This is a genomic window from Sphingobium sp. Ant17 (genome assembly GCF_000588875.1).
In the GTDB taxonomy this organism is placed as follows: Bacteria; Pseudomonadota; Alphaproteobacteria; order Sphingomonadales; family Sphingomonadaceae; genus Sphingobium.
This window is the reverse complement of sequence record NZ_JEMV01000036.1, coordinates 15,874-42,232: the sequence shown is the minus strand read 5'-3', so window position 1 is coordinate 42,232 and position 26,359 is coordinate 15,874. Positions and strand designations below refer to the sequence as shown.

At 63.2% G+C, this 26,359-nt stretch carries 30 protein-coding genes and 1 pseudogene; 4 read left to right on the top strand and 27 right to left on the bottom strand.

The window, feature by feature from the left end:
- Positions 1-568, top strand: a pseudogene (locus BF95_RS16080) (IS110 family transposase); the annotation flags it as partial.
- A 334-nt stretch (positions 569-902) separates the two neighbouring features.
- Here BF95_RS16080 and BF95_RS16075 read toward each other — a convergent pair.
- The 25 genes from BF95_RS16075 to BF95_RS15960 all read right to left on the bottom strand — a co-directional run bounded on the left by BF95_RS16075 (position 903) and on the right by BF95_RS15960 (position 21,120).
- Positions 903-1,277, bottom strand: a complete 375-nt coding sequence (locus BF95_RS16075) for a DUF3560 domain-containing protein (protein WP_043152513.1) — start codon at positions 1,275-1,277, stop codon at positions 903-905.
- Between the two features lie 53 nt (positions 1,278-1,330).
- A complete protein-coding gene (locus BF95_RS16070; RefSeq protein ID WP_235209800.1) occupies positions 1,331-1,915 on the bottom strand; it encodes a hypothetical protein in 585 nt (194 codons plus the stop codon).
- Between the two features lie 46 nt (positions 1,916-1,961).
- Positions 1,962-2,423, bottom strand: a complete 462-nt coding sequence (locus tag BF95_RS16065; RefSeq protein WP_043152512.1) for a hypothetical protein — start codon at positions 2,421-2,423, stop codon at positions 1,962-1,964.
- A gap of 12 nt (positions 2,424-2,435) precedes the next feature.
- Positions 2,436-3,083: a hypothetical protein gene (locus BF95_RS16060; RefSeq protein ID WP_043152509.1), complete on the bottom strand. Its 648-nt coding sequence runs from the start codon at positions 3,081-3,083 to the stop codon at positions 2,436-2,438.
- A 75-nt stretch (positions 3,084-3,158) separates the two neighbouring features.
- Positions 3,159-3,854 (bottom strand): DUF5983 family protein, encoded by a 696-nt coding sequence (locus tag BF95_RS16055; protein WP_043152508.1) that lies wholly within the window; start codon positions 3,852-3,854, stop codon positions 3,159-3,161.
- Positions 3,855-3,913: 59 nt separating this feature from the next.
- Positions 3,914-9,067: a lactate dehydrogenase gene (locus BF95_RS16050; protein ID WP_043152506.1), complete on the bottom strand. Its 5,154-nt coding sequence runs from the start codon at positions 9,065-9,067 to the stop codon at positions 3,914-3,916.
- Positions 9,068-9,282: 215 nt separating this feature from the next.
- Positions 9,283-9,783, bottom strand: a complete 501-nt coding sequence (locus BF95_RS16045) for a hypothetical protein (RefSeq protein ID WP_051520072.1) — start codon at positions 9,781-9,783, stop codon at positions 9,283-9,285.
- Positions 9,784-9,847: 64 nt separating this feature from the next.
- A complete protein-coding gene (locus tag BF95_RS16040; protein WP_043152504.1) occupies positions 9,848-10,129 on the bottom strand; it encodes a hypothetical protein in 282 nt (93 codons plus the stop codon).
- A complete protein-coding gene (locus tag BF95_RS16035; RefSeq protein WP_048577606.1) occupies positions 10,126-10,344 on the bottom strand; it encodes a hypothetical protein in 219 nt (72 codons plus the stop codon). The genes BF95_RS16040 and BF95_RS16035 overlap by 4 nt, the downstream gene beginning before the upstream one ends.
- Positions 10,337-10,702 (bottom strand): hypothetical protein, encoded by a 366-nt coding sequence (locus BF95_RS16030; protein WP_043152500.1) that lies wholly within the window; start codon positions 10,700-10,702, stop codon positions 10,337-10,339. Before BF95_RS16030 ends, BF95_RS16035 begins: the two co-directional genes overlap by 8 nt.
- On the bottom strand, positions 10,699-11,181 hold the full coding sequence (locus BF95_RS16025; protein ID WP_043152499.1) for a hypothetical protein: 483 nt from the start codon (positions 11,179-11,181) through the stop codon (positions 10,699-10,701). The genes BF95_RS16030 and BF95_RS16025 overlap by 4 nt, the downstream gene beginning before the upstream one ends.
- 148 nt (positions 11,182-11,329) lie before the next feature.
- Complete coding sequence (locus tag BF95_RS16020) at positions 11,330-12,568, bottom strand: hypothetical protein (RefSeq protein ID WP_043152498.1); 1,239 nt, start codon at positions 12,566-12,568, stop codon at positions 11,330-11,332.
- Between the two features lie 24 nt (positions 12,569-12,592).
- Positions 12,593-13,369, bottom strand: coding sequence for a Mom family adenine methylcarbamoylation protein (locus BF95_RS16015; RefSeq protein ID WP_443018380.1), 777 nt, complete (start codon positions 13,367-13,369; stop codon positions 12,593-12,595).
- A 157-nt stretch (positions 13,370-13,526) separates the two neighbouring features.
- Positions 13,527-13,919, bottom strand: coding sequence for a type II toxin-antitoxin system VapC family toxin (locus BF95_RS16010; protein WP_043152497.1), 393 nt, complete (start codon positions 13,917-13,919; stop codon positions 13,527-13,529).
- Positions 13,916-14,158, bottom strand: a complete 243-nt coding sequence (locus tag BF95_RS16005) for an AbrB/MazE/SpoVT family DNA-binding domain-containing protein (protein WP_043152496.1) — start codon at positions 14,156-14,158, stop codon at positions 13,916-13,918. The genes BF95_RS16010 and BF95_RS16005 overlap by 4 nt, the downstream gene beginning before the upstream one ends.
- A 122-nt stretch (positions 14,159-14,280) precedes the next feature.
- Entirely contained in the window at positions 14,281-14,481 is a 201-nt protein-coding gene (locus tag BF95_RS27440) for a hypothetical protein (RefSeq protein WP_048578449.1), read from the bottom strand.
- A complete protein-coding gene (locus BF95_RS16000) occupies positions 14,478-14,753 on the bottom strand; it encodes a hypothetical protein (protein WP_043152495.1) in 276 nt (91 codons plus the stop codon). Before BF95_RS16000 ends, BF95_RS27440 begins: the two co-directional genes overlap by 4 nt.
- 124 nt (positions 14,754-14,877) lie before the next feature.
- Positions 14,878-15,636: a PRTRC system ThiF family protein gene (locus BF95_RS15995; RefSeq protein WP_043152525.1), complete on the bottom strand. Its 759-nt coding sequence runs from the start codon at positions 15,634-15,636 to the stop codon at positions 14,878-14,880.
- Positions 15,626-16,285, bottom strand: a complete 660-nt coding sequence (locus BF95_RS15990; protein ID WP_043152494.1) for a PRTRC system protein A — start codon at positions 16,283-16,285, stop codon at positions 15,626-15,628. The genes BF95_RS15995 and BF95_RS15990 overlap by 11 nt, the downstream gene beginning before the upstream one ends.
- Positions 16,282-17,097 (bottom strand): PRTRC system protein B, encoded by an 816-nt coding sequence (locus BF95_RS15985; protein ID WP_043152493.1) that lies wholly within the window; start codon positions 17,095-17,097, stop codon positions 16,282-16,284. The genes BF95_RS15990 and BF95_RS15985 overlap by 4 nt, the downstream gene beginning before the upstream one ends.
- Before the next feature lie 7 nt (positions 17,098-17,104).
- Positions 17,105-18,196 carry a hypothetical protein gene (locus BF95_RS15980; protein WP_043152492.1) on the bottom strand — a complete coding sequence of 364 codons (1,092 nt, stop codon included), beginning with the start codon at positions 18,194-18,196 and terminating at the stop codon, positions 17,105-17,107.
- 75 nt (positions 18,197-18,271) lie between these two features.
- Positions 18,272-18,478 (bottom strand): PRTRC system protein C, encoded by a 207-nt coding sequence (locus tag BF95_RS15975; protein WP_043152489.1) that lies wholly within the window; start codon positions 18,476-18,478, stop codon positions 18,272-18,274.
- Between the two features lie 48 nt (positions 18,479-18,526).
- Entirely contained in the window at positions 18,527-18,958 is a 432-nt protein-coding gene (locus BF95_RS15970) for a PRTRC system protein E (RefSeq protein WP_043152487.1), read from the bottom strand.
- A 38-nt stretch (positions 18,959-18,996) separates the two neighbouring features.
- Positions 18,997-20,634, bottom strand: coding sequence for a PRTRC system ParB family protein (locus tag BF95_RS15965; RefSeq protein ID WP_043152485.1), 1,638 nt, complete (start codon positions 20,632-20,634; stop codon positions 18,997-18,999).
- Between the two features lie 279 nt (positions 20,635-20,913).
- On the bottom strand, positions 20,914-21,120 hold the full coding sequence (locus BF95_RS15960; RefSeq protein ID WP_043152484.1) for a hypothetical protein: 207 nt from the start codon (positions 21,118-21,120) through the stop codon (positions 20,914-20,916).
- Between the two features lie 360 nt (positions 21,121-21,480).
- Here BF95_RS15960 and BF95_RS15955 point away from each other — a divergent pair, with 360 nt between their 5' ends.
- The 3 genes from BF95_RS15955 (at position 21,481) to BF95_RS15945 (ending at position 24,217) form a co-directional block, all read left to right on the top strand.
- Positions 21,481-22,056: a MucR family transcriptional regulator gene (locus BF95_RS15955; protein ID WP_200866988.1), complete on the top strand. Its 576-nt coding sequence runs from the start codon at positions 21,481-21,483 to the stop codon at positions 22,054-22,056.
- Between the two features lie 11 nt (positions 22,057-22,067).
- Complete coding sequence (locus tag BF95_RS15950) at positions 22,068-23,111, top strand: IS110 family transposase (RefSeq protein WP_152542766.1); 1,044 nt, start codon at positions 22,068-22,070, stop codon at positions 23,109-23,111.
- A 641-nt stretch (positions 23,112-23,752) separates the two neighbouring features.
- Complete coding sequence (locus BF95_RS15945) at positions 23,753-24,217, top strand: GNAT family N-acetyltransferase (protein ID WP_043152481.1); 465 nt, start codon at positions 23,753-23,755, stop codon at positions 24,215-24,217.
- Positions 24,218-24,345: 128 nt separating this feature from the next.
- On the opposite strand, the gene BF95_RS15940 is transcribed toward BF95_RS15945, so the two are convergent.
- Positions 24,346-25,275 carry a DUF7146 domain-containing protein gene (locus BF95_RS15940; RefSeq protein ID WP_043152480.1) on the bottom strand — a complete coding sequence of 310 codons (930 nt, stop codon included), beginning with the start codon at positions 25,273-25,275 and terminating at the stop codon, positions 24,346-24,348.
- A gap of 189 nt (positions 25,276-25,464) precedes the next feature.
- Positions 25,465-26,100, bottom strand: a complete 636-nt coding sequence (locus BF95_RS15935) for a hypothetical protein (RefSeq protein WP_051520073.1) — start codon at positions 26,098-26,100, stop codon at positions 25,465-25,467.
- Between the last annotated feature and the right edge of the window lie 259 nt (positions 26,101-26,359).

The window sequence follows — 26,359 nt, the reverse complement described above, 5'->3', positions numbered from 1 at the left end:
TCCCAAGGGTACAGGCCGTGTATTTCGACGGGAATGTCCGCGAGCTTCTGGACGGCAGGGATGGCCTGGCACAGATCATATTGCCTTTGCTGGAGSCTGGCGCGACATCCGCAAGCGCGCCGCTGAACTTGATCGTCAGTTGCTCGCCGCAGCCCGGCAAAGCCAGGCAATCAAGCTGCTGATGACGATCCCGGGAGTCGGGGCGGTCACGGCCGTCTCCTATGCTGCGGCGATCGAAGACCCCGCAAACTTCAAACTCACTGCGCGGTCGGCGCCTGGCTCGGGCTTACCACGCGGCGTTACCAATCAGGCGAAGTGGATTATGACGCCACATCTCGCGGCGAGGCGACAACCATCTGCGCGCCTCTTATACGAGGCGGCAACGGTCATTCTCACGCGCACCAGCGCTAGCAACCAGAGCGGCCTCAGAGACTGGGGCCTCAGGCTRCGCGAGCGGCTGGGCTTCAAGCGCGCCGCGGTCGCTGTGGCCCGCAAACTGGCAGTCATCATGCACACAATGCTCAAAACAGGAGAGGCATTCAACACATCGGCTGGCGTCACCGCATAACCAATTCACCWGCTTAACTTCTCAGCGCGTCAGCATCTGACGTATTGAGGCGTCCCTGCCGCGGACGTGGGTCAGGTCATTCCGCTTTAACGGCTGCAGCTTTTTAAAGACTGCGCACAAAACATAGGAAGACCTTGCCTGCGGAGACCCATCATGCGGCGGCTTTATGCCGACCGCGAAGACAACCCTGCTCCCGGCATACGAAAACCCTCGCGCGACACGCCGTATTGAGAAAAACAAGCACAAGGTTGATTAACGTGTCGACGCCCTGCCCGACGCGATTAGCCTTCCCATGCCAACCACGCTTGACTGCAGGGATGCGATTATACAACCGTTACAAGTCCAGCTCGCTATGATGACCGACAAGGATGGGCTGGCCCATATGGAAGGCCTGCGAGAGCTCGTCGGCACGGCGGGCGAAGGCATTGGCTTCGGCGTGGCGTTTGTGCGCGAGGCCGTCGAGACGTTCGGCCTTGATCGCGGCGCGTTCGGCGAGCGTCATCTCTTCGGCTTCGATCTCGCCCGCCAGTTCGACGGCAAGGTCCTCGCGCTGCGGCGTCCATTTGGGAGCAACGAAAAGCTCCTGCTTCGGGGCCCATTGGAAGCCAGCCTCCTTGACCCGTGCATAGGTCTCGGCGTCGAGACGCGACGACGCATAGAGGCGGATCTTGTTGTCCTCGGGGCTATATGTTGCGGTGAAGCTGGTCATTGATCGTCCTTTCAAGGGGCGCGGCGGTCATGTGCCGGGGGCAAATCGGTGCATCACGCCGATGGGGGATCGGCGCGGCTGATGGCTTGAGAGTCTGAGCGATCGCCTGGCGGCGAGCCGGCGAACTGGTCGGGCGGGAACCCGAACTTCAGGCAGGGCTGGGAAAGCCGAAGCGTCTTTTCGTCCGGAGTTTCGATATGGACATAGCGCTTGCCGCCGCTGCGGCGTTTGCGAATGCGGCCGTCCACGAACGCATCGGCCCATCGCCTTGCTTCGGCGGCGCGGGCGCCGTCGGCGCATTCGTCCGCCTGCTCGAAGAGCGTATAGGCAAGGGCATATTGCTCCCGCTCCGGGAGGGCGAGCAGCGCCGAAGCGATCGGCAACGCGCTTTCGTAGAATTCGAGAACATGACGGCCACCGCCATGGTGCATCAGGATTGCAAGTCGGCCTCTGCTCCCGGTGCCCGTCGGTCGGGCAATCCGCACATCATGGGAGGCATAGGTGACCGAGACGCGTGAGGCTTCGAATTCACCGCGATGAAAGACGCGGTCGTCGCGGCTGGGAAGCGGATGGGCGAGGATTTCATAGCCGTCGAAGCTTTCGACCCTGCGGATCAAATTGTGTCCGATAACGGTCATGACATGGATTCTCCGGTTCGGGGTGAGGGAAGTTGGGCGCCCGGCGTCACGCGGCGCGGCGGCCATCGGCGTCGCGAAGTCCGAGATCGAAGGCGGTGAGGATGTCGAAATCGGGTTCGAGACGGTCGAAAGCGTCCGTAAGATCGTCAATATTGATCCAGGTGAACGCATCACCGGGGTCATCATCGAGCTGGAACACGATGGGCAGCGAGCCTGCGGTCATCTCGGGGAAATTGGCTCGGATGATCAGTGTCTCGATCCGGCGCGCGAGGAGACCGATGCGGGGAGCAAGCCCGCCTCGCTCGGCATGTTCCATCGCAAAATAGCGCACGGGCGCCAGCAGCAGGGCTATGCGAACGCATGGGACGCGCCCGACGCTTTTCGGGCCGGCAACGGTACCGGCAAGCGCCCGGCGTTCGGCGGATACCGTGTCGGCGGGCACCAGCGCGCGATAGACATAGTGAGGCAGCGTCCCCGCAATGCGGGAACGGGCGACGATGATGTCCATGGTGGATCTCCTTCAGGCGACCAGCAGCGTTGCCGCAGCGTCGGAGCGGGGAAGATGCAGTTCGCGGCGGATGCGCGCCGCAAATCGCACCGGCTGGACCAGCTCGTCGACCGATGCCCAGTTGTTGCGATCGCCGACATAGTCCTTGCGGCCGGCAACCTTGCGGAACATCACTTCGCGGCTGAAACCCATCGCGCCGAGGCTGAGCTGCACGTAGATGCTCACGCCGTGGAGGATCACTTCACCGCTTACGGCGATGCCCCCACGGTTCGAACGAATATCGTAACTGTCTTCAGCGAGGCCGAGCGCGTCGGCCAGCGCGCGCAATGCCTTGCGACCGTCGCTGTGGAACAGCTTCTTCGCGGGTTCGTCATAGGCGACGCCCTTGTGGGCCAGCGCGATCAGTGCGGGCCTGCGCCGAATATCGGCGATGGCGTCGATGCAGGCACGTCGAAGTTCGACATCGGAGTCCTCGATCTCCGAGGCGATGGTGCCGAGGTGGCGTGCGAGCAGGATGACGGCCGGATCGCTGTCTTGCGGTCGCCCGGCGTTGCGGCAGTCCTCGATCGCGGCATTGAGCGCGTAGAGGGCGGTTGCCAGGGTAGGAAGCGCCGAAGGGTCGAGCGCCTGCTGGTGCCGAAAGGCCAGGTCATAGGACATGGGGATTTCTCCTGGGGTCCGGACGCATCTTCACGCCCGCCCAAATCCCCTCCCCCCTTCCCTCCCGTCAGGTGGTCACCACTCGAAATGTGGCAGCCGGTCGGTCGCGGCGGCATCGCGATCCAGGATCAGGTAGTCGCAACCCTTTTTTTGCGCGAATGTCAGCGTATCGGTTAGGTCGGCCGGAATCGCGAATGGGTCGCCGAACGAGGACGCAATGGTGCATATAAGCCAGCCATAATGCGTATCGGCGATGCTCATGGGACGGTCGGACGGTTCGCGTGTCATCCACTCGTCGATCATCGCGGTCGTCGGCCATGAAACATGGCACGATGACATGGCGAGATAGTTTCCGATCTCAAGGCGCTCGCGATCATAACCGACTTCCGGTTCGATCCACTCCATGCGGCTGAGGAGCTGGTCTTCGGGGTGAAGATTGAAATAGTCGCGCACCACAGCGGGATCATCGACGCGGTCGGGATCACGGCTGTCGTTGATCTCACCCCATCGCGATCGACAGAAGACCGCCACCTGTTCCACCAGCCCCTTGTGGCTGACGGCGGCGGCGACATTGGTCCCGTGACCATGGCTGATTATGGCGAGATGGACAGGAAGGCCCCAGGGAATTGGCATCTGGTTGATCCGTCCCATGGCGGCGTCGAGATCGGCAATGGTGTCGGCAATGTCACCGGATGCCCCGGCATGGGGTGCCAGGGCGGTCTTGGCGCGCGCCAGCAGCGCGAGATGCGCGGATCGCGTGTGATCAGCCATAGGATATCCTTTCACATATGGATTCTGGCGAGGACTTAGGTCACGCTCCATCGGTGCCCTCAGGCGGCAGAGACAGCCGGGTCGGGCAGCAGGTCGCCTTGGGTGCCCTCGGCCAAGGGCGCGTTATCGTTGCCTGGTTCGAACTCGCCCTTGGTGTTTGCCAGCTCGGCTTCGAGGTCAGCGAGTTCCCGAAGTTTGTCTTCGAGCAATTCAGTGTCAGAGAATTCCTGACCCAGGCGCGCCTCGAACGCCGGGAGGCGCCGTTCATCGGCTTCGAGGTTTGCCCTCAGGTTGGCGAGGTCGGCGTCGAGATTGCGAATGGAAGACTCGATGCGGCCAACCACGGTGCTCGACCGCGTTTTGTCGGTGACTTCGAATCCGCGATGTTCGCCGTGGTGCTGAATGGCGATCGTGGTGCAGATACACCGATGCCCGTCGTCATCTCTGGCCTCATAGCCCGAAATCTCCAGGTCGATGCCGTTGAAGTTTCCGAGCATCTGGCGCGTGGGAATGCCGCTCGCTCGCATCTCGTGAGCCTGTCGGAGGATCTTTTCCCCGGCGGCCTTGCGGTCGGCGATGATCGTGCCGTCGGAAGCGAAGATGATTTCGTCGTCATCGGTGGGAATACGTTGATCAATGTCGGATTCCAGCCAGGCGATCTGCCGGCGGCAGTTCTCGATATCATCTGTCGTTCGCCTGATCGTCCTGCGGATATTGAACTGGTCGTCGATATGCGCATCGCGCAGGCGCAGGAGTCTTGCCACCTCGGCGTCGAGACCCGCTTTCTTCATCAGGCGGTCGTCGCCGGATGCGAGCGCCTTTGCCAGGGCGAACTGATTGACGTTGGAACCGACGTCCTCGATCCGCCGGATGGAGCGGTCGCCCGACATGGCCATGTTGATGAAGCGCGCCTTGCGCTCGAGCATTTGCCAGTTGGTGGCATCCATCGAGCCGCTCGTGGCGTAGCCGTAGAGCTCGATTTCGTCGTTCTGGTTCCCCTGGCGCTCGATCCGGCCTTCGCGCTGCTCGATATCGGAGGGGAGCCAGGGGACATCCAGATGATGCATCGCGATCAGGCGTTGTTGCGCGTTTACCCCGGTGCCCATCATGCTGGTCGAGCCGACGACGAAACCCTTTCGTCCCTGGTTGAGGTCGTTGAACAGGCGCTGCTTCGCACTGTTCTTCTTGTAGTGCTGGATGAACGCGATCTGGTCCGCAGGCACGCCCATCGCGACAAGTCGATCGCGGATCCAGACATAAGCGGAAAAGCCCCGCGTCTCGAGCGCGGCCTCGGTGCCGAGGTCGGAGAAGATCATCTGTACGGCGCCGGGCAGCGGGTAAGGTTTGCCGGTTTCGGGGTCCGTGTAGCGATAGTCGCGCGTCTCGTGCCAGATACGGTATGCGTTCTCGATCAGGAGATTGAGCTTGTTGCCCTCCTCGTTCCCCATCATGGGGTCGACGAAGCGGAGATCGATCGCGGAGTGCCTGCCGTCGGTGATCACCGACAAGAGGATGTCGTCGCCCTTCTGTGGCCGTCCGCTGCGGTTCTCGATGGCCTTGATGCGTCCGGCCAGCACCCTCTGATAGGCTTTGAAGGGCGCGCCCGACTTGGCGACGATGATCTTCCGCTTCCCGCCCTTGATGGTGGGCAGCCGGACATATTGGCGCAGATCGTCCTTCAGCACGACGTCGGCCACGCTGCGGTACATCGCCATCAGGTCGGCGACGTTCACGAACTCGCAGAAGCGGGTGACCGGCTTGTAGCTACCGCTCGGCTGCAGCTCGAGTTCGGTGCGCGTGTCGCCGAAGTTCGCCGCCCAGGCGTCGAACTCGTGCAAGCCCTTCGCGGTGAGCTCGTCGGGCTGCATGAAGCGCTGCAGCGTATACATCTCGCCGAGGGTGTTGGTGATCGGCGTTCCAGACGAGAGGATCAACTCGCGTCCGGGATTGATCCCGGCCAGATAACGGCTCTTCACATAAAGGTCCCAGGCGCGCTGCGAACCCGCCGGATCGACCCCTTTGAGGTCGCCCAGATTTGTCGCGAAGGTCAGCTTGCGGAATTGCTGGGCTTCATCGACGAGGATCTGGTCGATACCGATCTCGCCGATATGCACGAGGTCGTCCTTGCGGGCCTGCAGATTTTCGAGTCGGTTCTTCAGCCCTTCCTTCAGGCGCTCCACGCGCTTGCGGGAGACACGATCCTCGTTGTCGATGCCCGTGATCAGCACCTCGTAACTGGCGAGTTGGTCTTCGATCAGCTGCTTCTCGAATGCGGCGGGCGTCGGGATGAACTTGAAGGCATCATGCGTGATGATGATGGCGTCCCAGCTGCCGGTTGCCGCGCGCGCCAGGAATCGCTGACGCTTCTCGCGCACGAAGTTCGTATCGTCGGCAACGAGGATCCGTGCCGTGGGATAGAGCATCAGGAACTCGCGCGCGATCTGGGCCAGGCAGTGATTGGGCACCGCGATCATCGGTTTGTTCACGAGACCTAGCCGGCGCTGCTCCATCACGGCGGCGCACAGGCTGAAGGTTTTTCCTGCGCCGACCGAATGGGCGACGTAGGTCGAGCCGGCGGCTAGGATACGCCAGATGACGCGCTTCTGGTGATCGCGCATCCTGATCGCCGTCGATGCGCCCGGCAGATGCAGATGCTTGCCGTTGAATGCGCGGGGTACGAGGTTGTTGTAGGCATCGTTGTAGATCCGCACGAGCCGGTCGGCGCGATCGCTTTCCTGCCAGACCCAGGTCTCGAAGGTCGACTTGATCGCCGCCAGCTTCTCTTTTGCGGCTTCGGTGTCGGTCGTGTTGAGTTCCCGGCGCTCCGAACCGTCCGCCTCCCGGTGGATGTCGTAGATCTTGGGTATGTGGGAATTGAGCGCGTCTTCGAGCAGGTCGGCCGCGCTGCGGCGCGCAGTGCCCCAGGTCGAGGTTGAACTGACGTGTCCGAGGAACGGGGCCTTGTCCACCGTCCAGCTCGCGAGCGCCACGGTATGACGGATCCGGGTCTGGACCTCCATGGCTTCGGCGACGAACGCTTCGATGACGTCCACCGGAATCCAGGGCGCCCCGAGACGCGCCGTGATCTCGCTCGGTTTGAGATCGACGGGCTGGACGGCTTCGAGAGCAGTTACGGTCGCATTGAACCGCGGATCAGTTTCGGCCTTCTCCCGCGCCAGGGCCAGCTTGGTGCGGACAGGCCCCGAAAGGGCTTCGTCGGCCGGAACCCAATTGTCGAAATGGGGCGTGCTGCGGACGGGGTCGAGATAGACATCACCGGCAAGGTCGGCGAGCGCTTCGACTTCGGTGATCCCGAGCAACCCGGCGATCAGCGGAATGTCGATGCGGCCGCGATCATGGAGCGACAGCGCCAGGGCATCCTGGGCCGATTGGATCTCTTGGACAACCGGCGGCTTGACGACGCGTTCGGTGAAGATGGGACCCGGCGTGCCGGCGTCATCCGCCTCGTCATAATTCTCGATCGAGGCTACCAGCCATACGTCGGGGTCATCGAGGAAGGGCTGAAGATTAGGGCGGCGCTGATATTCCTTCTCGGCGCCGGTTTCCGGATCGATGCGGATGCTGGTGATGGTCCGGTTGATCGGCCCATGCTTCTTGATGAAGTGCCTGTAGTGGCTGAGCAGCTTTTCTTGGCAGTCGGCGTAGGGCCGGTCATTGAGCTGGGCGCGCAGGATCGCGCGGACCGTATCCCGGATGGGGATCAGCCCCCTGACGATGTTGGCATGCTTGGCGAACATGCCCGAACCGCCGCGCCCGTTTTTCACCTCGACCGCGGTCGGAAGTCCGTTGACGATCTGTCGCAGAATGCCGTCCGAAACGAGATAGCTGCCTTCCTTGAACTCCGCTTCGTCGGCGGCGGTGCCGACGTCGAGGTCGAAGGTGACGTCGAACTTGTCGCGCAGTGACGTGGTGCGCTCGACGGGGCGATAGATGCCTGCCTGTCTTGATGCGATCGCCGACAAGGTGGACGAGAGCGCGTCCCTCAGGTCGACCCCGGGCTCGGCCGCGCAGGAATATTCCATGCCGTACTGGCCGCTTTGCCATTGGTGGACGCCGAGAACATGGTCGGGATTGTCGAGGAAATAGCTGTTGATCCGGAGCGACCCGAACCCTTCGTCGCTGTCGGGAACCTCGGCCAGTTCGATCCAGTTTCGCATGGCGAACGGAGTATCGGGCGCGCGCTTCTGGAAGAGCAGGATATCGACGACGACGTCGGTGCCGGCCTCCTCCCTCATGGCCTTGCTCGGCAGGCGCACCGCGCCGAGGAAATCGGCGATGGAATCTATATGGAGCCGCGCTTTCGGGTCGCTTTTGTCGAGGGAATATCGCGACGTCACGAACATCGCGATGCCGCCTTGCCGGACGTGTTCGAGCGATTTCGCGATGAAGAAGTCGTGGAGCGACAGACCCAGGCGGCCGAGTTGCGTCTTATTGTGGATAGAGAGGTTCGAGAAAGGCGGATTGCCGATCGCCAGGTCGAAATCGCCGGGCAGCGATGCCTTGTCGAAGTCGATGCAGCGGATGACCTGGTTGGGATAGAGCGCGCTGGCGACGCGGGCGGTGACGGGGTCGTTCTCGATGCCGACGAACACCGTGCCGTCGGAGAGATCGGGCGGCCGAAGCCCCATGAACAGGCCGCTTCCGCATCCCGGCTCAAGGATATGCCCGCCGCTGAAGCCAAGGACCCGGGCGGCGTCCCACATGGCCCGGATGATGTACTCGGGCGTGTAGTGGGCATATTGCGTAGCGCGCTTGAGCGACTGGAGCTCGCGGTCGGTGGTTTCGGTGATCAGGCTCTTTCCGAGGTCTTCCCAGCCCTCCCGGAATGTCTCCGAGCGATCCGCGAAGATGCTGTTCGCAAGCTCGGAAGCGCCGAACCCGATGAACCTGGCGATGCGCTCCTGTTCGGCCGGTGTTGCCGGTCTTTGCTCTTGATCCAGGAGGTTCAAAAGCTTGATCGCCTCGACGTTGTCCCGTGCGCGGCCCTTCCAGGATGGCGCCAAGTCCCGCCCCGCAGCGAGCGAGAAGTCGAAGGACGAAACTGGCGATGCGGCAGCGGTGAGGGAGATCGCGGCCGATGGAAGGAGCGCCGTTTCCCGAATGTCGCGGGCAATGGCCTCGCTGGCGGACGCAACGATCTGGTCGAAGTCGAGGCTCAGCTGGAGAGCCAGCGCGGATGCACTGTTTCGCATGGGGTGCTTCCTTTCGGTGATTTCAAGGGTGCCGCACGGCGTCTCGGGTTCGTGCCGGACACCGGGCAGCGATGTGGTCGGAAGGGCAAAGAGGCGGATTTGCGCGCGCCCGGATTCCAGCGGCCGGCAAAGAACTGGCCTCGCCAGACGTGCGTCGGACGATCGCTATCGAGGGCGCGCCGTCGTTCCAGAGGCCACGGTCGCAAGAACCAGGATCATGGCCATCTCCGATTTGGAGTGTCAGTGGCTTGAGAGCAGAAGGTCCAAGCTCGCCCGAACACCTCATCGCCGGCGTCGTTGACGACGACAGCGTCGGGATTGGTGGCGCGCACTGCGCGCTCGATGGTCGCAAGCGGCCGCTTCCGCAGCGGATATTGCAGGATCTGATCATTCTCGATCGTGAGAAGATTGGTGCGCAGCAAGCGCTTCAGCCGACGGCCTTCGACGGCGCGCGAAAGAAGGTCGCTTATCTCGGCCTCGAGATCATGATCGAAGGTCATGTCGCCGAAAGAGCGCGGTGACCGGTTGGCCTTGAGCCAGGCGTCGACTTCGCCTTCGGTCCATCGGCCGACCTGATGATAGAAATCAGCGCCGCCGGTTCCCTGGTTTCGGGCGTGAAAGGCCAGCTCGCCGTCGATCCAGATCTCAGCGGTGTAAGCAGCCGTTTCTTGCGACAGCGCGGCGCTATATTGGATGTGCTTTAGCTCGATTTTCATGGGGAAGCTCCAGACCGCTCCAGCAAACGGAGCGCCCCTCCCCATCCTCCTCCCCTCCTTTCGGTCAGTGCGGACCGTCCTGCGCTCCGAGGGGCCTGTATTCCGCGTCATAGGAACAGCTCTTCTCGAACTCCGGATCGTCCGTTTCATCGACCAGAAAACCGGTGATCTCCTCGGCAGGCTCTGCGTCGAGCACTGCGGCAGCATTGGGAAGCAGGCGGACAGGGAATATCCCCGTCCCGACGATTCCTTCGGCTTGCCGCATTGCGTCGGTGTGATCCTCCGCCGTTACCGCGACCTTGACCCTGATCGTCGCATAGACATGGACATGATGAAGCTTGCTCATTCGTCGATCTCCTCGACGCTGCTTTCACCATCGACGTCGAACGGGCCGGTGTCGGTGTCGATCGGCTCGTGGTCGGAACTGTAATCGTCGATCTGCTCGATTGTCGGGGACAGCCATTCGACGAAACGGTCGGCGCGACCCTGCGCCTGGGCGGCGTCTTGCGCATCGACGATCACGGAGATGAACGCCTTCACGTCGACCTGGTATCTAGGCATCGTTCGTCTCCCTTCCCTTGCCCCAGCGCTGGACGGTCTCGGTCTCGGTCTCGACCTGCTCGACCGGCACGATCCGGCCCCGGTTCATCGCCGCGTCGACGGGCGCGCAAAGCACGAAGTCGACTTCGAAGGCGCGTTCGGGGTCGTACCAGGGACCGAAACCTGACTCCGTCTGTCCGGGAAGAGGCTCCTGGCGACGCAAGGCCTTGCGCGCCTCGCGTTCGATCGCGGCGAGGTCGGCTCCGACCCTGGGACTGATGGCGTCGCCGATGACGTTCACCTTGGCGGTGATCTCGACCAGCTCGGTGTGGAGATGGCTGGATCGCATGACGACGAGCACCTTGCGTTGTATTGTCATGATGATTTCCTTTCTGAGAGCGACGTGTCGGCGGGATCGCCTTCGACGATGAGGGGCGGCAGGCGAAAATCGGCAGCGTCGAACCAGGCGATGATCGCTTCGAGCGAGCCGAGCTTTTCGGCAGTTCCCCGGTTCAACACGACGTAGCCGCCTTCGTCGGCCGGATAGGAAGCCGGCCCGCCCTCGCCGGTGAAGACGACGCGTTCGGGATTCCACTCGCCGGGATAGCCGTCGCACGAGCGGATAAAAGGCAGGTTCAGCTCGATGCATCGCGCTTCGAGGTCCTCGAATTGTCCACCCACGACGCCGTGAGCATAGAGGTTGAGTGGCTGGCCGGGCGTGCGATGGGACGGATCGAAGGGTTCGCCATCCCACTCGACCGACAGCCGCTCGGCGAGGATGATGTCCGCCAACTCGTCATAGGCGGTTGCGGAGAGCGTTCCACCCAATCGGATGGACGCGGGTACTCGATTGGCCATGATAACCTCCGTAGGTTTGCTCCCGCCTGACACGGGGGCTGGATCGGACTGCTTTGGATTTCGATGTGCTCGGAGCAGCGGCTGGGCATGGCCAGCACAGCTGCGTCTGAGCGTCAGCGATCAAATGGCTAGCTGGCACCGGATCGGATCATCCCAGGCGAAGCGCAGCGGCATATTGGCGTAGCAGGTCGGCCATCGCGCTTCGGGCATGGCCCTTATTGCCGATGACGATCTCGGGCTGGAGTTCCCGGCCGAGCGCGGTGCGGTAACCGAGCGCCAATTGACCGTTTGCGTCCTCGACGACGATGCGGTGGCCACGAGGCTCCGCTGGGCCACCGTAACGCGCGGTGAAATCCCCGAGGCGCCCCGAAAGGCCAGCGGCCATCTTGCTCCAGCGGATGTGTCCGGCGGCAAATTGGTCGCCGGGCGCGCGGCCGCGCGCGAGCCAATGGCGGAACTGCGCGCGCTGCTGGAGCACTGAATTGCGCGTCCGTTCCATTGTTCGGGCGAGAGGCAGCATATCGGCATCAGCGTCGATGCGGCCGAGTTCCGCGTCGTCGGCAACGACCAGAATATCGGTATAGTCGCCTTGGCGCAGGAACTGGCGAAGCGTAGCACCATCGCCAGGTGCCGGGCCCGTCGATGTCCATAGCGGGCGGAGCCCGGATTCGGCGTTGACCACAAAAAGGGCCGCGGCTTCGTATCCGGGCCGTTGGTGCAGCATCGCGAGGATGCCGATAGCCCCTGCCGTGATTTCGGATTCGCCGAGCAGAAGCAGACGCCGATGCCATGAAACGGGTGGAGGAACGTCGCTCGGGCTTGGCCATTGGCTGGGAAGCGGGCGTGCGGCTCGCGGGGTATCCGCGCGAATGGGCTCGGACGGAGTGGCCGCGAAGGATCGTCGGGCGACGTCGAAGACGTCGTCGGGTTGGCCGCCGCCATCCAGAAAGCCCTGATGGTAAGCGGGTCGGCGAACATCCGGTTGGTCCGGACGGGGCGACGACGGCGGCCGTGCCAACCATCCGGCGCGCGCGGCATAGCGGCCATCGGCATACGCAACGGCGGCGTCCCAGTCATAACCATGAATGTTGCGAGCATGGAGAATGGCGACATGGCGACTGTCTGTGCTGCCCTGCGCGATCTGCCGTTCGACAAAGGTGAAGTTCGCAGCCCTACGCTGTTGCTCGGTCTCCAGTCGGATCGCTTCGTGCAGCGGACCAAGCATCTGGACGCGCTCGCGGGTCCGCGCCATGCGGACGTCCAGCGGCGCGTCGTGCGGAAGATCGGGAAAGCATCTCCAGGCATCGGCTATCGCTCGAGCGTGGTGGGCCGGACGGCCGCGCGCTATCCAGCATCCCGCGTCGGCGGGATCGAAGATGTCGATCATGTCGGGAGTCCTTTGCGCGGCCGTTCAAGCTGCGAACTGAAGCAGCGGCAACGCGGTGACATCGCCTTGCGTCGCGGCGCGATCGAGTACCGGGTAAGGCAGGATCGGGACCTTTCGGGCCGCGATCCGGGCTGCCTTCGTGAGAGGAAAAAGAAAGGTATGGCAGCCGGGGTGGCGCCGCCTGCGCAGGAACCCTGTTCGTTCAAGGTCGGCGAGCCAATCCGCGCGGTTCTCGCCGAAGTGCGGAGGCCTCGCCCCCGCTTCGAGAAGCGCGTCCATCGCATAGCGCTGGCCGCACTCGGCGTTGCGTATCTTGGATATGGTGCGCGAGGAGATCGGCTGGCCGTCAGGCAGGATCAAGTCGGTGCGCGGGCTCGATCTCCCAGAATATTGGCTCCCGGCCGCGCAATATACGAGGCCGATATGCCCGGGCAGGACCAGTCGGCCATCGGCGTCGACGCGTCGCACGGGATCCGCGTAGGAGATGACCGAGAGGATTTCAGGCTTCTCGCGCCGCAGGAGCCGGAATGCTCGGGCGATCATGAAAGTCTCGGCGTTGCCGCCTTGGGAATCGTCGATGACGAGACGCCCGAGATCGCAAGCCGTCCGTGGATCGGTGAGACCCGCGCTCTTGGGCACGCTGGCGTTGTTGACCGGGTGCGAGAAGACGCACACTCCGACCAGCTCGGAACGACCGCCCTTGCCATTTGCGAAGAGGCCCACCGAAAGGCGCGCGACAGGTATAGAGGCCGTATAGTGATGCGCCTGCACGAAGGGCGCCGCCTGGCGCTTGGTGCTGATGACATCGACGGCGAGGTGCTTGGGATCGATTTCCGTGGCGTTCGGGATCCAGCGGCAGCGCCGATCGCGTCAGCGTTGGGTGCGGGTGGTGAGCATGGCAATCTCCTTTTGGATTGCCTTCCGCCCTCTTCCTCCCCTCGCTCTGCTCTTCGGCGGCTCAGTCTTCCCAATTCTCGAAAGAAAGCCCCTCGACGCGGGAGAACTCGCGGATATTGCGGGTGATCACGGTGAACCCGCGCGCGAGCGCCTGGCCCGCGATCAGGGTATCGAGCGGCCCGATGGGTTTACCTATACGGGCCAGGTTCGTTCGAACCTCTCCGGCCGTTCGGCTATCTCCGCGCGCGAAGTCCACGACCTCGAACCGCAAGGCCCCGATCCGATCCAGATTCTCCTTGACCCGCGCGCTGTTGAACGCGCCGAAATAGAGTTCGTGCATGACGATCGACGACACGACGCAATCGAGCGTGCTGTGCCGCTCGAGATTCTTCCAGACCTGCTTGTTCCCCTTGAACAGCGCGATGATTGTGTTGGCATCGAGCGAAAACGTCATGCGTCAGGGTCCATGGCGTCGCGAATTTCGAACTTCTGTGGCTCGTTGACCGCGGCCTCAAAATCTTCGTCCACCGGACCAACCAGCGCCTTGAGCCAGTTCCAGTCGGACGAGATCGGTTCGAGGATGACGGCATCTCCTTCGCGTCGAATGCGAACCTGATCTCCCTCGAAGCGAAACTCCTTGGGTAAACGCACGGCCTGGGAGCGGCCGGTCTTGAATATCTTGGCGATTTCCATGTTCGCCTCCTATGCCTGTGGTAGGTATCAAAGATATATATCACGGTGCGGGGCGTACCGGAAGCGCCAACATGCCATTCTCCGCCCGGCGTTCCGTCCACAGAAGCGTGAAGCAGCGGCGGTCAGGGTTTCTTGGCCATTGGGCCGCAGCCCTCATCGCTGTGTGAGGGTTGAGTCGGAGGCGGTCGATTACTCGCCGAGCCTTTCAGCAGCGCATGAATCAGCCGCTCTTCTTTTTTGCTGATCCGGTGGCGCTGGCGATCGCGCTCGATTTGCTGTTGCACGGCCTCGGCGCTGTAGCCGGTTGGGGAATTCTCGGTCATGCCGGTATCTCCGACCAGCCGCCAGCAGCGCTGATCCAGACCATGCCTAATGCTCCCGGTCGGGCCTCTTGCCCATCGATGGTCCGGGTGCCGGGATCACGCACGATCACGCCGCCGCTGTCATTGACGCGCAGCGGCGCTCGCCCGCCGAGCACGATCAAGTCGCCACGGCCGCCAGGCAAATGAACCATGTCGCCTGGCTCGACCTTGGCAGCCAGTTCGCGACCGATCGTGTAATGGAGCGTCCAGCCATTGCCGGTAATGTGTGTCATACACATCCTCCTTCCAAAAGTTCGTTGAGGTCCACGGTGCGTCGCGACCGCGGGATGGGGAAATCCGGATCGAGGACATAGGAAATGTCTTTGCCTGCGAAGGCGGGTGGTCAGGCGCGCTGCTTCAGTCGCTTCGCGGCAGCGGGATCGGGACGGCTTGCCCGCTGGCGAGGTTGAGGAAGGCGCCAGCGTGGCCGATGGAGCCGCGCCCGAGGAGATCGAACAAAAGCGCGAGAGCGTGGCTCGCCAGGACGCGGTTGACGAACAGCGATTGACGCTCGAGCGCCTCGGCAACCGAGCATGACGGGGCATTGTCGTCGGCCGAGCTTTCGTCTGCGAGTTCCGGGAAATATTCGAGCACGGTCGGAAGACGTCGGACGGCCTTGTCATTGGCACGGCCCGGGCAGCCGATAAGATATTGTCCGTCGGTCGCGCGATTTCCGAGATCCATCCAGTAGCTGGGCATGGATTTCCTCGCGCCAAGCGCCGAACCAATCGTGCGACGGGCCGAGGCGGTGTCGACGCAGGTGATGAGCATGTCGGCGTCTTCCACACCGATCGCGCCGGGTGCGCGACCATGAACCGCCTCCCAGGAGAGCCCGTGTGCGAGGTTGATCCTTTCGGTCAGTGTGCGCGCCTTCGAATTCCCTAGATCGCAACGGTAAAAGGGCTGGCGGCCGAGATTGGCTTCACTGACGGTATCATCGTCGACCACGGTGACATGGAGCGATCGGGAGGAGATCGCCCGCAGTGCCGTGTCCAGTGAGGCGAGACCCATCAACATCTGAGCGCCGTTCCCTCCGCAGCCGGCGAGCAGTATCCTTATGGTGCGATTGTCGAAGGCGGCGGGAAGATAGTGGCGGTCCTTGTGGTCAGGCTGCATCATCATCTCCTGAGAAAGGACTGCGCGGGACAGCCAGGAACAAGCCGTTGGCGCAGAGGCGCGACGCCATTTCCAGGCCGTCCGCGTGGTCGAGCCGGCCGATCACGATCGCGATCTTCGTGGCATCGGCGTCGTCGGCATCGTCGGTGGCGCTGAAGAATGCACGACCGGATCCGTGGCTGTGAATGTCGCAGACGACATGCCAATCAGGCGCCAGGACAGGCGTGCGGTACACGAGGCGCGAAGGCGTTGCCTCGTCGATGGCGGGGAAATGCAACGAGAAGGCCTTGGTCGCCTCGTTCCAGACCACGAACCCGGCGGCCTCGTTAGGCAAGGCCGCATAGAAATGCTCGAGAATGGACACAAGATGCTCGCGCGGGATCAGTCCGCACCGCAGATCGGCCCTTGGCTCGCCGGCGCTGCCATAGGGGAGATAAGCGGAGATCGGCGGCGTTAGAGGAACATCGAGCGCGAGCCAGGCCCGGCGCAGGATGAGCATGACACCGTCGTTCCCGATGGCGAGACCGTGGCCGGTGCGTGCGGCGCGAAGCGCATCGAGGGCGGGCGATCGCCCGTGGGGCGGAACCGGGTAGCAGGGTACAGCGGAGAGCACCGCGGCGGCTGTCGGATCATCGGCAAGCAGGGTCATCGCCGCGCGCTCGCAATAAGCATCCCGACCGTCATCGGCTCGGCCGAAGCTGCCCGCGAGGTTTGCTGGCCGCGGAAGGGCCTGAGACGGCGGACTGGAAAGCGGACCGCCCGTCGCGCGGCGAGATCGTCCCAGAGCCTGACAAGTCCCCCCTTGCCGGTGACGGTCAGTTCCTGGCCCGTATTGGGGTGCGTCGACCAGGAGTCGAATACCGCGCGCTCGAATTCCGGGATGGACGCGATCGTCGGCGATTTCGGCTGCGGGATGTTCCCCCAGCAAAGCCGCCCGTCGACGTAGACATTGAGGACCGGCGAGTGCAGCAGCTCGGTGTCGGCGGTGGGGCGCTCGTCTGTCGGAATAGCATAGACGCCAAGACCGGATCGGGTGGCGACAAACAGATGCGCCGGGTACGGGACCGGCAGGATCGTTCGCTCGGACAGGGCCTTGAGGCCGGCAGGCGGGCCCGACAGGGCGAAATAGGCTGAGCGCACCTGTGCGGGAATCCACCATGCGAGCATGTCGGGATGGGCAACCAGCACGTTGGCTGGCAGTATCTCGGGCAGGACGGTCCGGCCAAGCGCCTCGGTCCATTGCCGCAAGTGCGCGCGTGTCAGCGGAGCCCCCGCACCGATCGACGGCTGGCCTTCGTCATCGTGCCCTACCGCGTGGATGCTGGCAAAGGCCGGCGCATCCCGTCGGGTCGCACCGTAGGAATTGATGTTGCGGGGCGCGTCGCGCCGGTAGAGCAGGATGGCGTTGGTCAGCACCACGCCGCCGCCGCTCGCTTCGAAATGGGTGTTATGATCGGGCATATCGGCCTCACAGATTGGTGGGATCCAGTTGGATCAGATGCTGGGCGGCGAGCAGGAATTCCGCGCCAAGCCGCAATGAGGTGAGCCAGTCGTCGATCCGACCCGCTTCCGGCAGCGGGCAGAGTCCGGCGATGTCCATGAAGCCCATTTCCATGCCGTGGCGGCCGACATCGTCGAGTTCGGGCGCGAACTGCTCTGTGGGCACGAGCGTCAGCGGCGGCAATGACGAGCATTCCTCGAAGCCGGGGACGTATTGGTAGATGAGATCGATGTCGAAGTGCCAAGCATTGCGTTCCGGTTGCAGCCGCTTCAAGGCGCGCCGCGCATGATGGAGGCTGCGCAGCTTCTGTCGCAGGCCGGTAGGGAGTTGCGCCGGTGGTGCGGCGTTCGCCGTGATCATCCAATCGAGGCGGCGGGCGTTCATCGTGGACGGCAGCGCCTGCTCCTCGAGGTCGGCCTCGTCCGCGCCATGGTAGTAGATCAGGGATTGACGAGCGCCTTCGTCTTCCGTCTCTCCGTCCCAATAGTACATGGCGATTTGGTCGAAGAGGTCCTGGTAGCCGAAGACCGGAAGCACGCAGCCCAGGTTTTGCTCGAGCGCGCGATAGGCAGCGGCGCGCCAGGAGATCGGCGCATCGCTGGTCTCGATCCACCCGAGGTCCATCTGCCCCATGCTGTCGCAGACGATGGCGATCGCCGGCGGGTCGCCGTCCTCGCCCTTCAGGACGGTCATCCGGAAGTCGGCGAGGTCGACCGGCGCGAGGATTTCAAGCACCGCTGCACCAAAGACCTGTTCGATGCGGCGACGGGCCTGCGCGCGGGTATATTGCCTCGGCGACGTTTCCCGTGCCGCGACCCAGCCGCCGATCAGCTTGTGATGCGGTCCCAGCGGATGGTCGAAGAGGGCGGGAATATCGTCGGAGAGCGCGACGGATCGTCCCGCGAGATCAGCCGAGGGGCGGGAGGCTGAGGCCCGGAGGCGGTTGAAGCGGCTCGGTGGCTTCGCTCGAGTGGTCTTCCGGGTCGAGGAGAAGCCGCGCGTGGAGGGCCTGGACGTGCGTGCTGCAGGCAGGCGAGGTGAAGTCGGTCGTGTCGCCATCGTCGGACTCGATCCATTGGAGGAGCGTCTTGCGGGGCGCTGCCGGAATGGCCGCGCGCTTGCCGTGGGGCATGATCAGCCCTTGGTGCCGACGGCGCGGCGATATTCGGTGACGTGCGCGCTGCCCGACACGCCGGCATCCGCGATCTCGGCGTTGAGGATCGCCGGATAGAGCGTGGCATGGTAGGCGCGCAGGCCTTCCGGGTCGTTCGCGAGGTGCGGCGGCACCGGAAGGTCGATGCCGTCATATCTATATGTGCGGGTGAGATGATTGATCTTCATGGTTAGTCTCTCGGGCTTGTGATCGTGGAGCAGGCTGAGCGACGTCCGTCAGAAGAGGCTGGCGGGTTCGTCCGGCTTTGCGTTGGCCGGCGGACTGTTCGGGGCCGCAGGTTTCGTGGCGACGGCGTGCGCGGTCGACCTGGGCGGCGGCGGCGCGGTCTTCGCCTTCGCGGCTTCCGCGGCGGCGGCCTTCGCGTCTTCGGCCACCTGCCGTTGCTCGGCGAGTTGGTCGGCGAGCGTCTTGCGCGAAGCGATGAGCTGCCCGAGCGCGCCGTCCGGCCCCTTGGCGAGTTCCGCATCGATCTCGGCGGCGCTCGCCGTGATCGAGATCGGCCGGGTTTCGCCGGATTCGAGCTTGGAACCCGGGCCTTCCGCTTTGCGGGGAATGACGGTCAGGGTGACGGTGTCGTCGGGGCCGGCGATGAGGTCGAAGCCGAGCGAGTAGCGGGTGAGCAGCGGGAGCAGGCTTGCAATCAGCATGGTGGTCAGTCCTTGTCCTGGAAGAGCGTGGGTGCGGGTCAGGCAGCGATTTCGGGGATCGGCGCTTGGGCCGGCGGGACGGCACGGATCGGAGGCGGGCCATATTGGCCGTCGAGCGTCATGGCGCTCGGCAGACGGCCGGCCCAATCGAACCCGGTTCGGTTGAGCATGCCCGCGATGAGGTCGACCCTCTTGGAGGTGAGGAGCCTGGCGAAGGCCTTCTCGCCAATATGAGCGACCAGACCGCATTCCTGGGCGATGAATTTGAGCTCGTCCTTGGTGTAGCGTTCGAGGAACGCCTGATCGACCTGCCAGCTGTCGCGCAGGTCGACCTCGAAGACCCTTGCGAGGTCGGCGACATGCCCGAAGGCGAGAACATCCTTGGCGTAGGCGGCGCCGATGATCGAAAGCACGACTTCCGCCTGGCGGTTGGGCAGCGCCTGGATCGCGGTGATCTTGGCGCCATAGTCAAGGTCCGGGAAGGAGGCGCCGACCAGCAAGCCGGCGCGCGAGGTCAGGGTCTCGGCCTTGATCTGCGAGAGCGTGCCGGACATCGCGGCGACGAGGATCGTCGTGTGGGCGCGGCCACCATTGCCGGCAAGCGCACGCGCGAGCGCGGTTCGCCATGTCGCCTCGCGCAGGTCGGTGATGCGTCGCGCGATCGATTGGGCCGTGACGGTCTGCTTGTGCGCGGTCGACGTGCTGCTCGCGGAAGGGACCGAGGGCGAACGGGCGGATGAGCGCGTCTCGTTCCCGCCGGAGGATCGGGCATCGTCGGCTGACGGATGTCGGGAGTCTCCCGCCGACGCGGTATCGTCGACGGACGGCTCTTGTTCGTCGTGATCACCGTCATCGCCAGCAGGCGGAGCCGCGGCCCTTGCTGCCTTCTCGGCGCGTTCCTGCTCCTCGAAACGGATCATTTCGGCGGTTTGGGTCTTCAACTCGAAGCATGTCGGATTGGTGCAGTGCCCGTCGTCGACATGGGTTTCGAAGAGGACGCGCTGCGCACCCGAGTTGAACGGGCAGGTGGTGCATTCGGTCTTATCGAAGCAGGCGTTGCCAAGGTTCTGCGTGACGCGCATGAGCAGTTCGCGCGTCTTGGCGACGTCGAGGCCGGCGCTCAGGATCGTTTCGAGGGCCTTGTCCTGCTTGTCGCCGGGCACGGCCGCGAGCAGCTCGGCATGCCCGATCTTGATCCGGCGTTCATCGAGTGCGAGCTTGACGGAGTCGTTGAGCTCGGCGAGCGCCAGGCGGCGATCGAGCTTGGCCCGGGACCAACCGAGCCGTCCTGCGGCTTCGGCACGGTCGCCCTGGCACGCTGCGAGGTAGCGGACGGCGGCATCCGCCTGCTCGGTTTCCGAAGGGTCGTCACGGTCGTCATTCTCGGCGATCGCGGCTTCGAGTGCTTCCTGATCGGTCATTTCGCGGATGACGACAGGAACGTGACCGTCAGGACCATAGGCTTCCAGCGCGGCCCGGTAGCGGCGCTCGCCGGCGACGATGGAGAAGACGTCGCCCTTCGGACGAAGCAGGATGGGCTGGAGCACGCCACGCAGCCGGATCGAGGCTACGAGATCATCATGCTTTTTCTGGTCGAAATAGCGGCGGGGGTTATCCCCCTTTACGATCCTGGAGAGTCGCAGCGTGGTGGGATAGGTCGGTTGCGGTACGTCCATGGCTGATCTCCTCGTGGAATGTGACAGGCCCCGTCGTGCCGGGCCGTGTGTGCGGCTGCTGCGGGTCGAGCTGTCGATGGCGAAGTCGCGCGATCGATATCGGTCAGGTCACCGAATTGGTGGGGATGACGGCAACCTCGGTCGGATCACCATTACCCCTCCCCCTTCCCTCCCGTGGCCGGAGGGCCCGGTGGAGGGGCAGTCGTTTTCGAATGGGTTGAGCTTCCCCACGTCGAGCGTTGAGAAATCTCGCACGGTGCGCGTCACTTGCGCCGTTGGTTATCGCGTGATCACGCGGCGGGTGAGGTCGGGGATGCGAACATTGTCATAGGGACTGCTGACCGACATCTCGAGCGCGTCACGCTGCGCGCGATACCAGTCGGTGGCCTCGACCTTGTAGGTCTCGGTTGCATAGGGCTCACCGCCGCTTGAGAATTCGATCTCGACGGTGAAGCTGTGGAGCTCGATGTGCGAAGATGCGTGCATGATGACTTCCTTTCGAAACGAAAAGGGCGGCTCCGACCAAGGTCGAAGCCGCCGAGCATGAGCGGGGTTGAAACTGGAGGGGCCGCACCGTGGTCCGCAGCTGACCGAGTGCGAACATGCCGAATGAGTTCGGAAATACATGCGAGCGGGATTTGCCCGTCGATGGCTATTTACGCGGGAACCGATCCGCCATGGGCCTTCTCCAGGACGATACTGCGCGGCCCAATAACCACGCCAACCATGACCGCCCTCCTCCCCTCCCTTTTTGACTCGCGCGATGAATTTCGGCACTTGTCGTTTACGCTTGCGCAAGTGAGCCCGGTTCAAGACCGCTATTTCCAGCCAGAAGAAGGACGTTGCATGGCCGAGACCGAAGAAGCGGGCGTCATGTCTTTGACCGTGACGCTACTCAGCGCTTATTTTGCGAACAACACCGTCCCAAGCAGCGAACTGCCTGCACTCGTCGAGGGCACACGACGGGCCCTGCTGGGCGGCGCACCAGTCGCTGCCTCGGCGCCCGAAGTGAAGACCGAGGAAGACGGGGTCGAAGTCCCCGCTCCCGCATCCGATTTCAGGCCGGCCGTGACGGTGGAGGAAAGCCTTGCCTCGCCCGACCAGATCCTGAGCCTGATCGACGGGAAGCCATACAAGGCGCTCAAGCGTCATCTCTCGACGCATGGACTGACGCCGGCCGAATATCGCGCGCGCTATGGCCTGTCCGCCGACTATCCGATGGTCGCGCCGGGCTATTCCGCGGCGCGGCGCGAAGTCGCGATGCGGCTTGGATTGGGTGGAAAGCGCAAGGGCGTGTCGCCGCCTCCAGCGCCCGAACCCGAAGCCGCGCCGGCAAGTGTCGCAGAAGCGGCAGTGTTGGGTTGGACGGCTCCCAACGGCATCGTGATGTGCCAGGATGAGGTCGTTGAAACACTCACATGAAGGAGCCGCCCGTGACAAATATTATCCGCATCGGCATCGACACGTCAAAGAGCGTTTTCCAGTTGCATGGCGTAGATGCTTCGGAACGACCGGTGTTACGCAAGCAGCTGAGCCGCCGCGAGATGATCAGGTTTTTTGAAAAGCTGCCGCCGACGGTCGTCGCGATCGAGGCCTGTGGAGCTTCCCACCATTGGGCGCGGCTGTTGGGTTCGTTCGGTCATGAGGTGAAGTTGATCGCTCCGCAGTTGGCCAAGCCTTACGTGAAGCGAGGCAAGAATGACGCAGCTGACGCCGAGGCGCTGTGCGAGGCGATGAGTCGCCCGACGATGCGCTTCGTGCCAGCGAAGACCCCAGACCAGCAGGCCGCGCTCATGCTGGTAGGCATGCGCGCACGTCTGATTAAGCGGCGCACTCAGCTTGCGAACGCAATCCGCGGGTTCGCGGCCGAGTTTGGCGTGACCACGGCAACCGGAATGTGCAGGATCGAGCCCTTGCTTGAAACGATAGCCGCGGATGAGACAATCCCAGCTTTGGCGCGTGAACTGTTCGCGCTCCATGCGGAGGAGTACGGTGCCCTTAAGTGCGAGATCGAGCGGGTCGAGGAGAAGCTGATGGCATGGCATCGCAGCAATGAATGCAGCCAGCGATTGGCCAAGATCCCAGGTGTTGGACCGATCGGCGCCTCCTTCCTGATGATGAAGACGCCCGATCCGCGGCTGTTCAAGTCCGGGCGTGATTTTGCGGCCTGGATGGGGCTTACGCCCAAAGATCATTCGACCGCTGGCAAGACCAGGCTTGGGGGCATCACGCGGGCTGGTGATGAGTTGCTCAGAAGCACACTGATCGTCGGAGCAACTGCGGTCATTGGCCATGTTCGCCGGACGCGAGGCCGGAACGCCTCTCCCTGGCTCCTGGGCTTGCTTGATCGGAAAAAGCCGAAGCTTGTAGCGGTGGCTCTTGCCAACAAGATCGCTCGGATCGCCTGGAAGATGATGGTGAGTGGCGAGCAGTATCATCGAAGCACTACGCGGGCAGTTCAAGCCGCCGCAGCGTGAAAGGAATCAGCCAAACACGATGAGCAAATCCTAGGCGCTATCGTGTTGACCTGATGCCGGATCTTGCAAGAAACGAGTAGATGGTGTGATCGATCGATCCAAGGCCCAAGACAATCCGCAACCGGCAATGGCCTTCTAGGCCGCGGCAGTGTTAGGAGCTTGTGCTGCGGAAACCATCTTGGCCAGCGGTCCTCAGTGGCCGCAACAAAAGGCCGGACATATGATCGCAAGCGATCCGATCAAATTATCCTCTCAGCCTCTTGCAAGAGGGAGCCGTCCACATATGCCGGTTGCTGTCGAGGCTGCTCCCGCTAAGGCCGTACCGGTTCGGCTCGCTCGAACAAAGGCTGCGTCGGTGGAAGCCGCGGCGGTCGCGCCAAAGAATGCCAAGCGTAATGCGGCGAATCGCGACGCCAAGCCCATTGCGGCCAAGGCCGCACCGAAGCCCAGACGGAGCCGGGCACCGAAGGCCGGCGACGCTGCAGCGACGCTACCGGATACAGCGCCCGTCGAGGCGCCTGCGGCCGGCTAGTGGTGAAAATCTTACGCTTGGCACCCAACTGTCGCCCCATTCTCTGCCGTTCCAGAGCTGCCACGACCTCGTCCAATTGCCGCCATGATCGTCGCTAACCTCCCATGCTATGACGATCATCAGGTACGCGATCTTTCCCGATGACACAGCTTCGGTGCTGAGCATCTGGCGTGAGTTCATTGCAAACTCCCCGGTCAATCTCGACTATCAGGGAAATGACACCGAGTTCGCAAATTTGCCCGGCAAGTATGCAGCACCCAAAGGATGCGTGTTGCTTGCAGATCGAGACGGCGAAATCGAAGGCTGCATCGCATTGCGCGAAGTCAGCACCGCCATATGCGAGATGAAGCGGTTGTATGTGCGCCCTTCCGCACGAGGCAGTAACGTGGGCCAAAAGCTAGTGGAACGATTGATCGCGGAGGCTCGCGGTGTTGGATACCGCGAAATGAGGCTCGACGTGCAGGAAAAGTCCGTCTCTGCTCGTAAACTCTATGCGGCGTTCGGCTTCGTACCGGCGGAGCCGATCTCGTTCAATCCGGTCCCCGGCGCATCCTTCCTCGGCCTTCACCTGTAGTCGATTCGGCGCCCGATGATGGCGACAACTATCGCCCGCCGTGTCCCCGGAAACGGTCAGACCGTTCACCACCACTCATTGTCGTTCCGCCATGCCTGTGCCGAGTGCCAAGCGTCCGATTTTGACCACTAGCTCGCCAGCCTCTTCATTCGCTCCCCTCCCAATCGCAGCACGTCGTTCCAGTCTTTGAAGCCCATCGGCGGGTATTCGGTCTCGATGAGGCGTCCGGGCATCGCGTAGACCTCGATCGCGCTCGCGGCGCCGATCTCGCCCGCTATGTCATTGTCTGGGAAGAGGACGAGCCGCCTCACGTAATCGGGTATCGCAACCTGGTGCAGACGGTCGCTGCCCAGCGTCGCCCATACCGGAATGCCGAACAGGATCATCGCCGAGAGCGCGGTCTCGATGCCCTCGGCAAGACCAAGAACGAATGTCGCTGGAGCGAGCATCACGGCGGCGCGATCGGGCCGCCCGAGCATCATCCTTGGATCGGACAGGTCGCGGGCGCGGCGTGCGTCATCGCGGTCGAAGAAGGTCCGCTGGATCGCCACGAAGCGCCCGTCGGGGTGGGAACCGCCGTCGTGCAGCGCCGCGATCATTGCGGGACGGAAATCCACCGCGTCGGCTTGGCCTAGAGGTGTGCGGGGATGGAAACGGAGCGCGCGCGGCAGAATGGCAATGCGACGGCGCCGTAAGTATAGTTCGGCCGGCGTCCCGCTGAGCGGCCGAGCATCGTCCCAAATGCGTTGCGCACGCTGGCGCCGCCACAAATCCTTTCCTATGGCTGAGGACGCCTTTGCGGCTTTCTCGACATGGTGAAGGGCATTTTCGTCGAGGCGCAGGATCTCGTGGATGACGTCACGCGTGTCGCAACCGGCGAAGCATTTGAAGAGCAGCGCATGGTCCCCGACCCGCACCGAGAGGCTCGGAGCCCGGTCCGCGTGCGCGGGGCACAGGCACATGGCCCCACCGGGCTTCCATGTGCCGCCGAGCCGTTTAACGATGTCGGAACCGATCGCCTCTAATTCCGGGCTTCGGTTGTTGCTGGTGCGTACCATGGGGATATCCGAGCGATTGGCCCAGCCGCTCTCGGTCCCGGAGCGAAGTCTCAACGACGGCTTGGACGGACAGGCGGTTCAGGCAAGTGCTGGCAATCGCAGGGCTGAAGCAGCCTTGAAATCATCCGGCAACCCTGCTCTCCCTCCCCTCCCGAACGCGCTCGCGCCGCTATCCCGATCAACGCTCCGTCAATGAGCCTCGGCCCCCGGAGCCGATACTGGTATCCACAGGTAGCGAAACCTGCCGGCCATGACGCCTAGATCAGAATAGTCCCGCCAGACGAGCGGGTACCGGCCAGTCAGCTGCAGAGGGACATCTCGTCCCCTGATCGTTCCGGCGCCGGCGCTGGCGCCCCATTGGAGTGTCCCGGCGAGCTCCTTCGCCTCGGCAATATCGAAGGCCGCATCGACCGTATCGGTGCGCCGGCGGGGTTGCCAATAGGCAGGGTCGTTTGAAACGACCAGAACGGCAGCGCCGTGGTTTGTCCGGCGAACAAAGGCCTCCATTCGCGCGACATCCTTGCAGACATCATGGCGCCGAATGTCATGGGCGCTCTGCTGGCGGAGTGTAAATCGCTCTCCGTTAACCTCGACAACAAGCCCCTTGCAGAGATATTTCAACTCCAGAGCAAAGGGTCGCTCCCCAAGGAGGAGGACATCGATCGCTCCGCGCAGGTCACCGCCAAGCGGATATTCCAATCGGATCTGCTTGTGTGGTTGGCGCAAGCGCAGCTCCATGGCGAGTTCGTGCTGGAGATCGGCCTCCGAACAGAAGACCGGACGCCGCCTGGCCATTTCGGACATGATCTGGTCGATCTCGATCAAGGTAAGCTCCATAACCACATCGAGCGCGGCATCTATACCGAGCACCGTTAAGCGAGCGTAGCACGGCGAGGAATCACCATCTGGTGCAGACAGGACAACGTGAGCCGCCTGCGCGAACGGTCCAACGGCGATTGTCGCGCATGCGTTTGGCTGATGCAATGCATTGCTTCATGAACGCCCCACTCGAACTCAGAGTCCGATTTAGCGGCCCCCACATAATCATCCAGAATGGATCAATGCAGTCCGGAAGCCATTTACG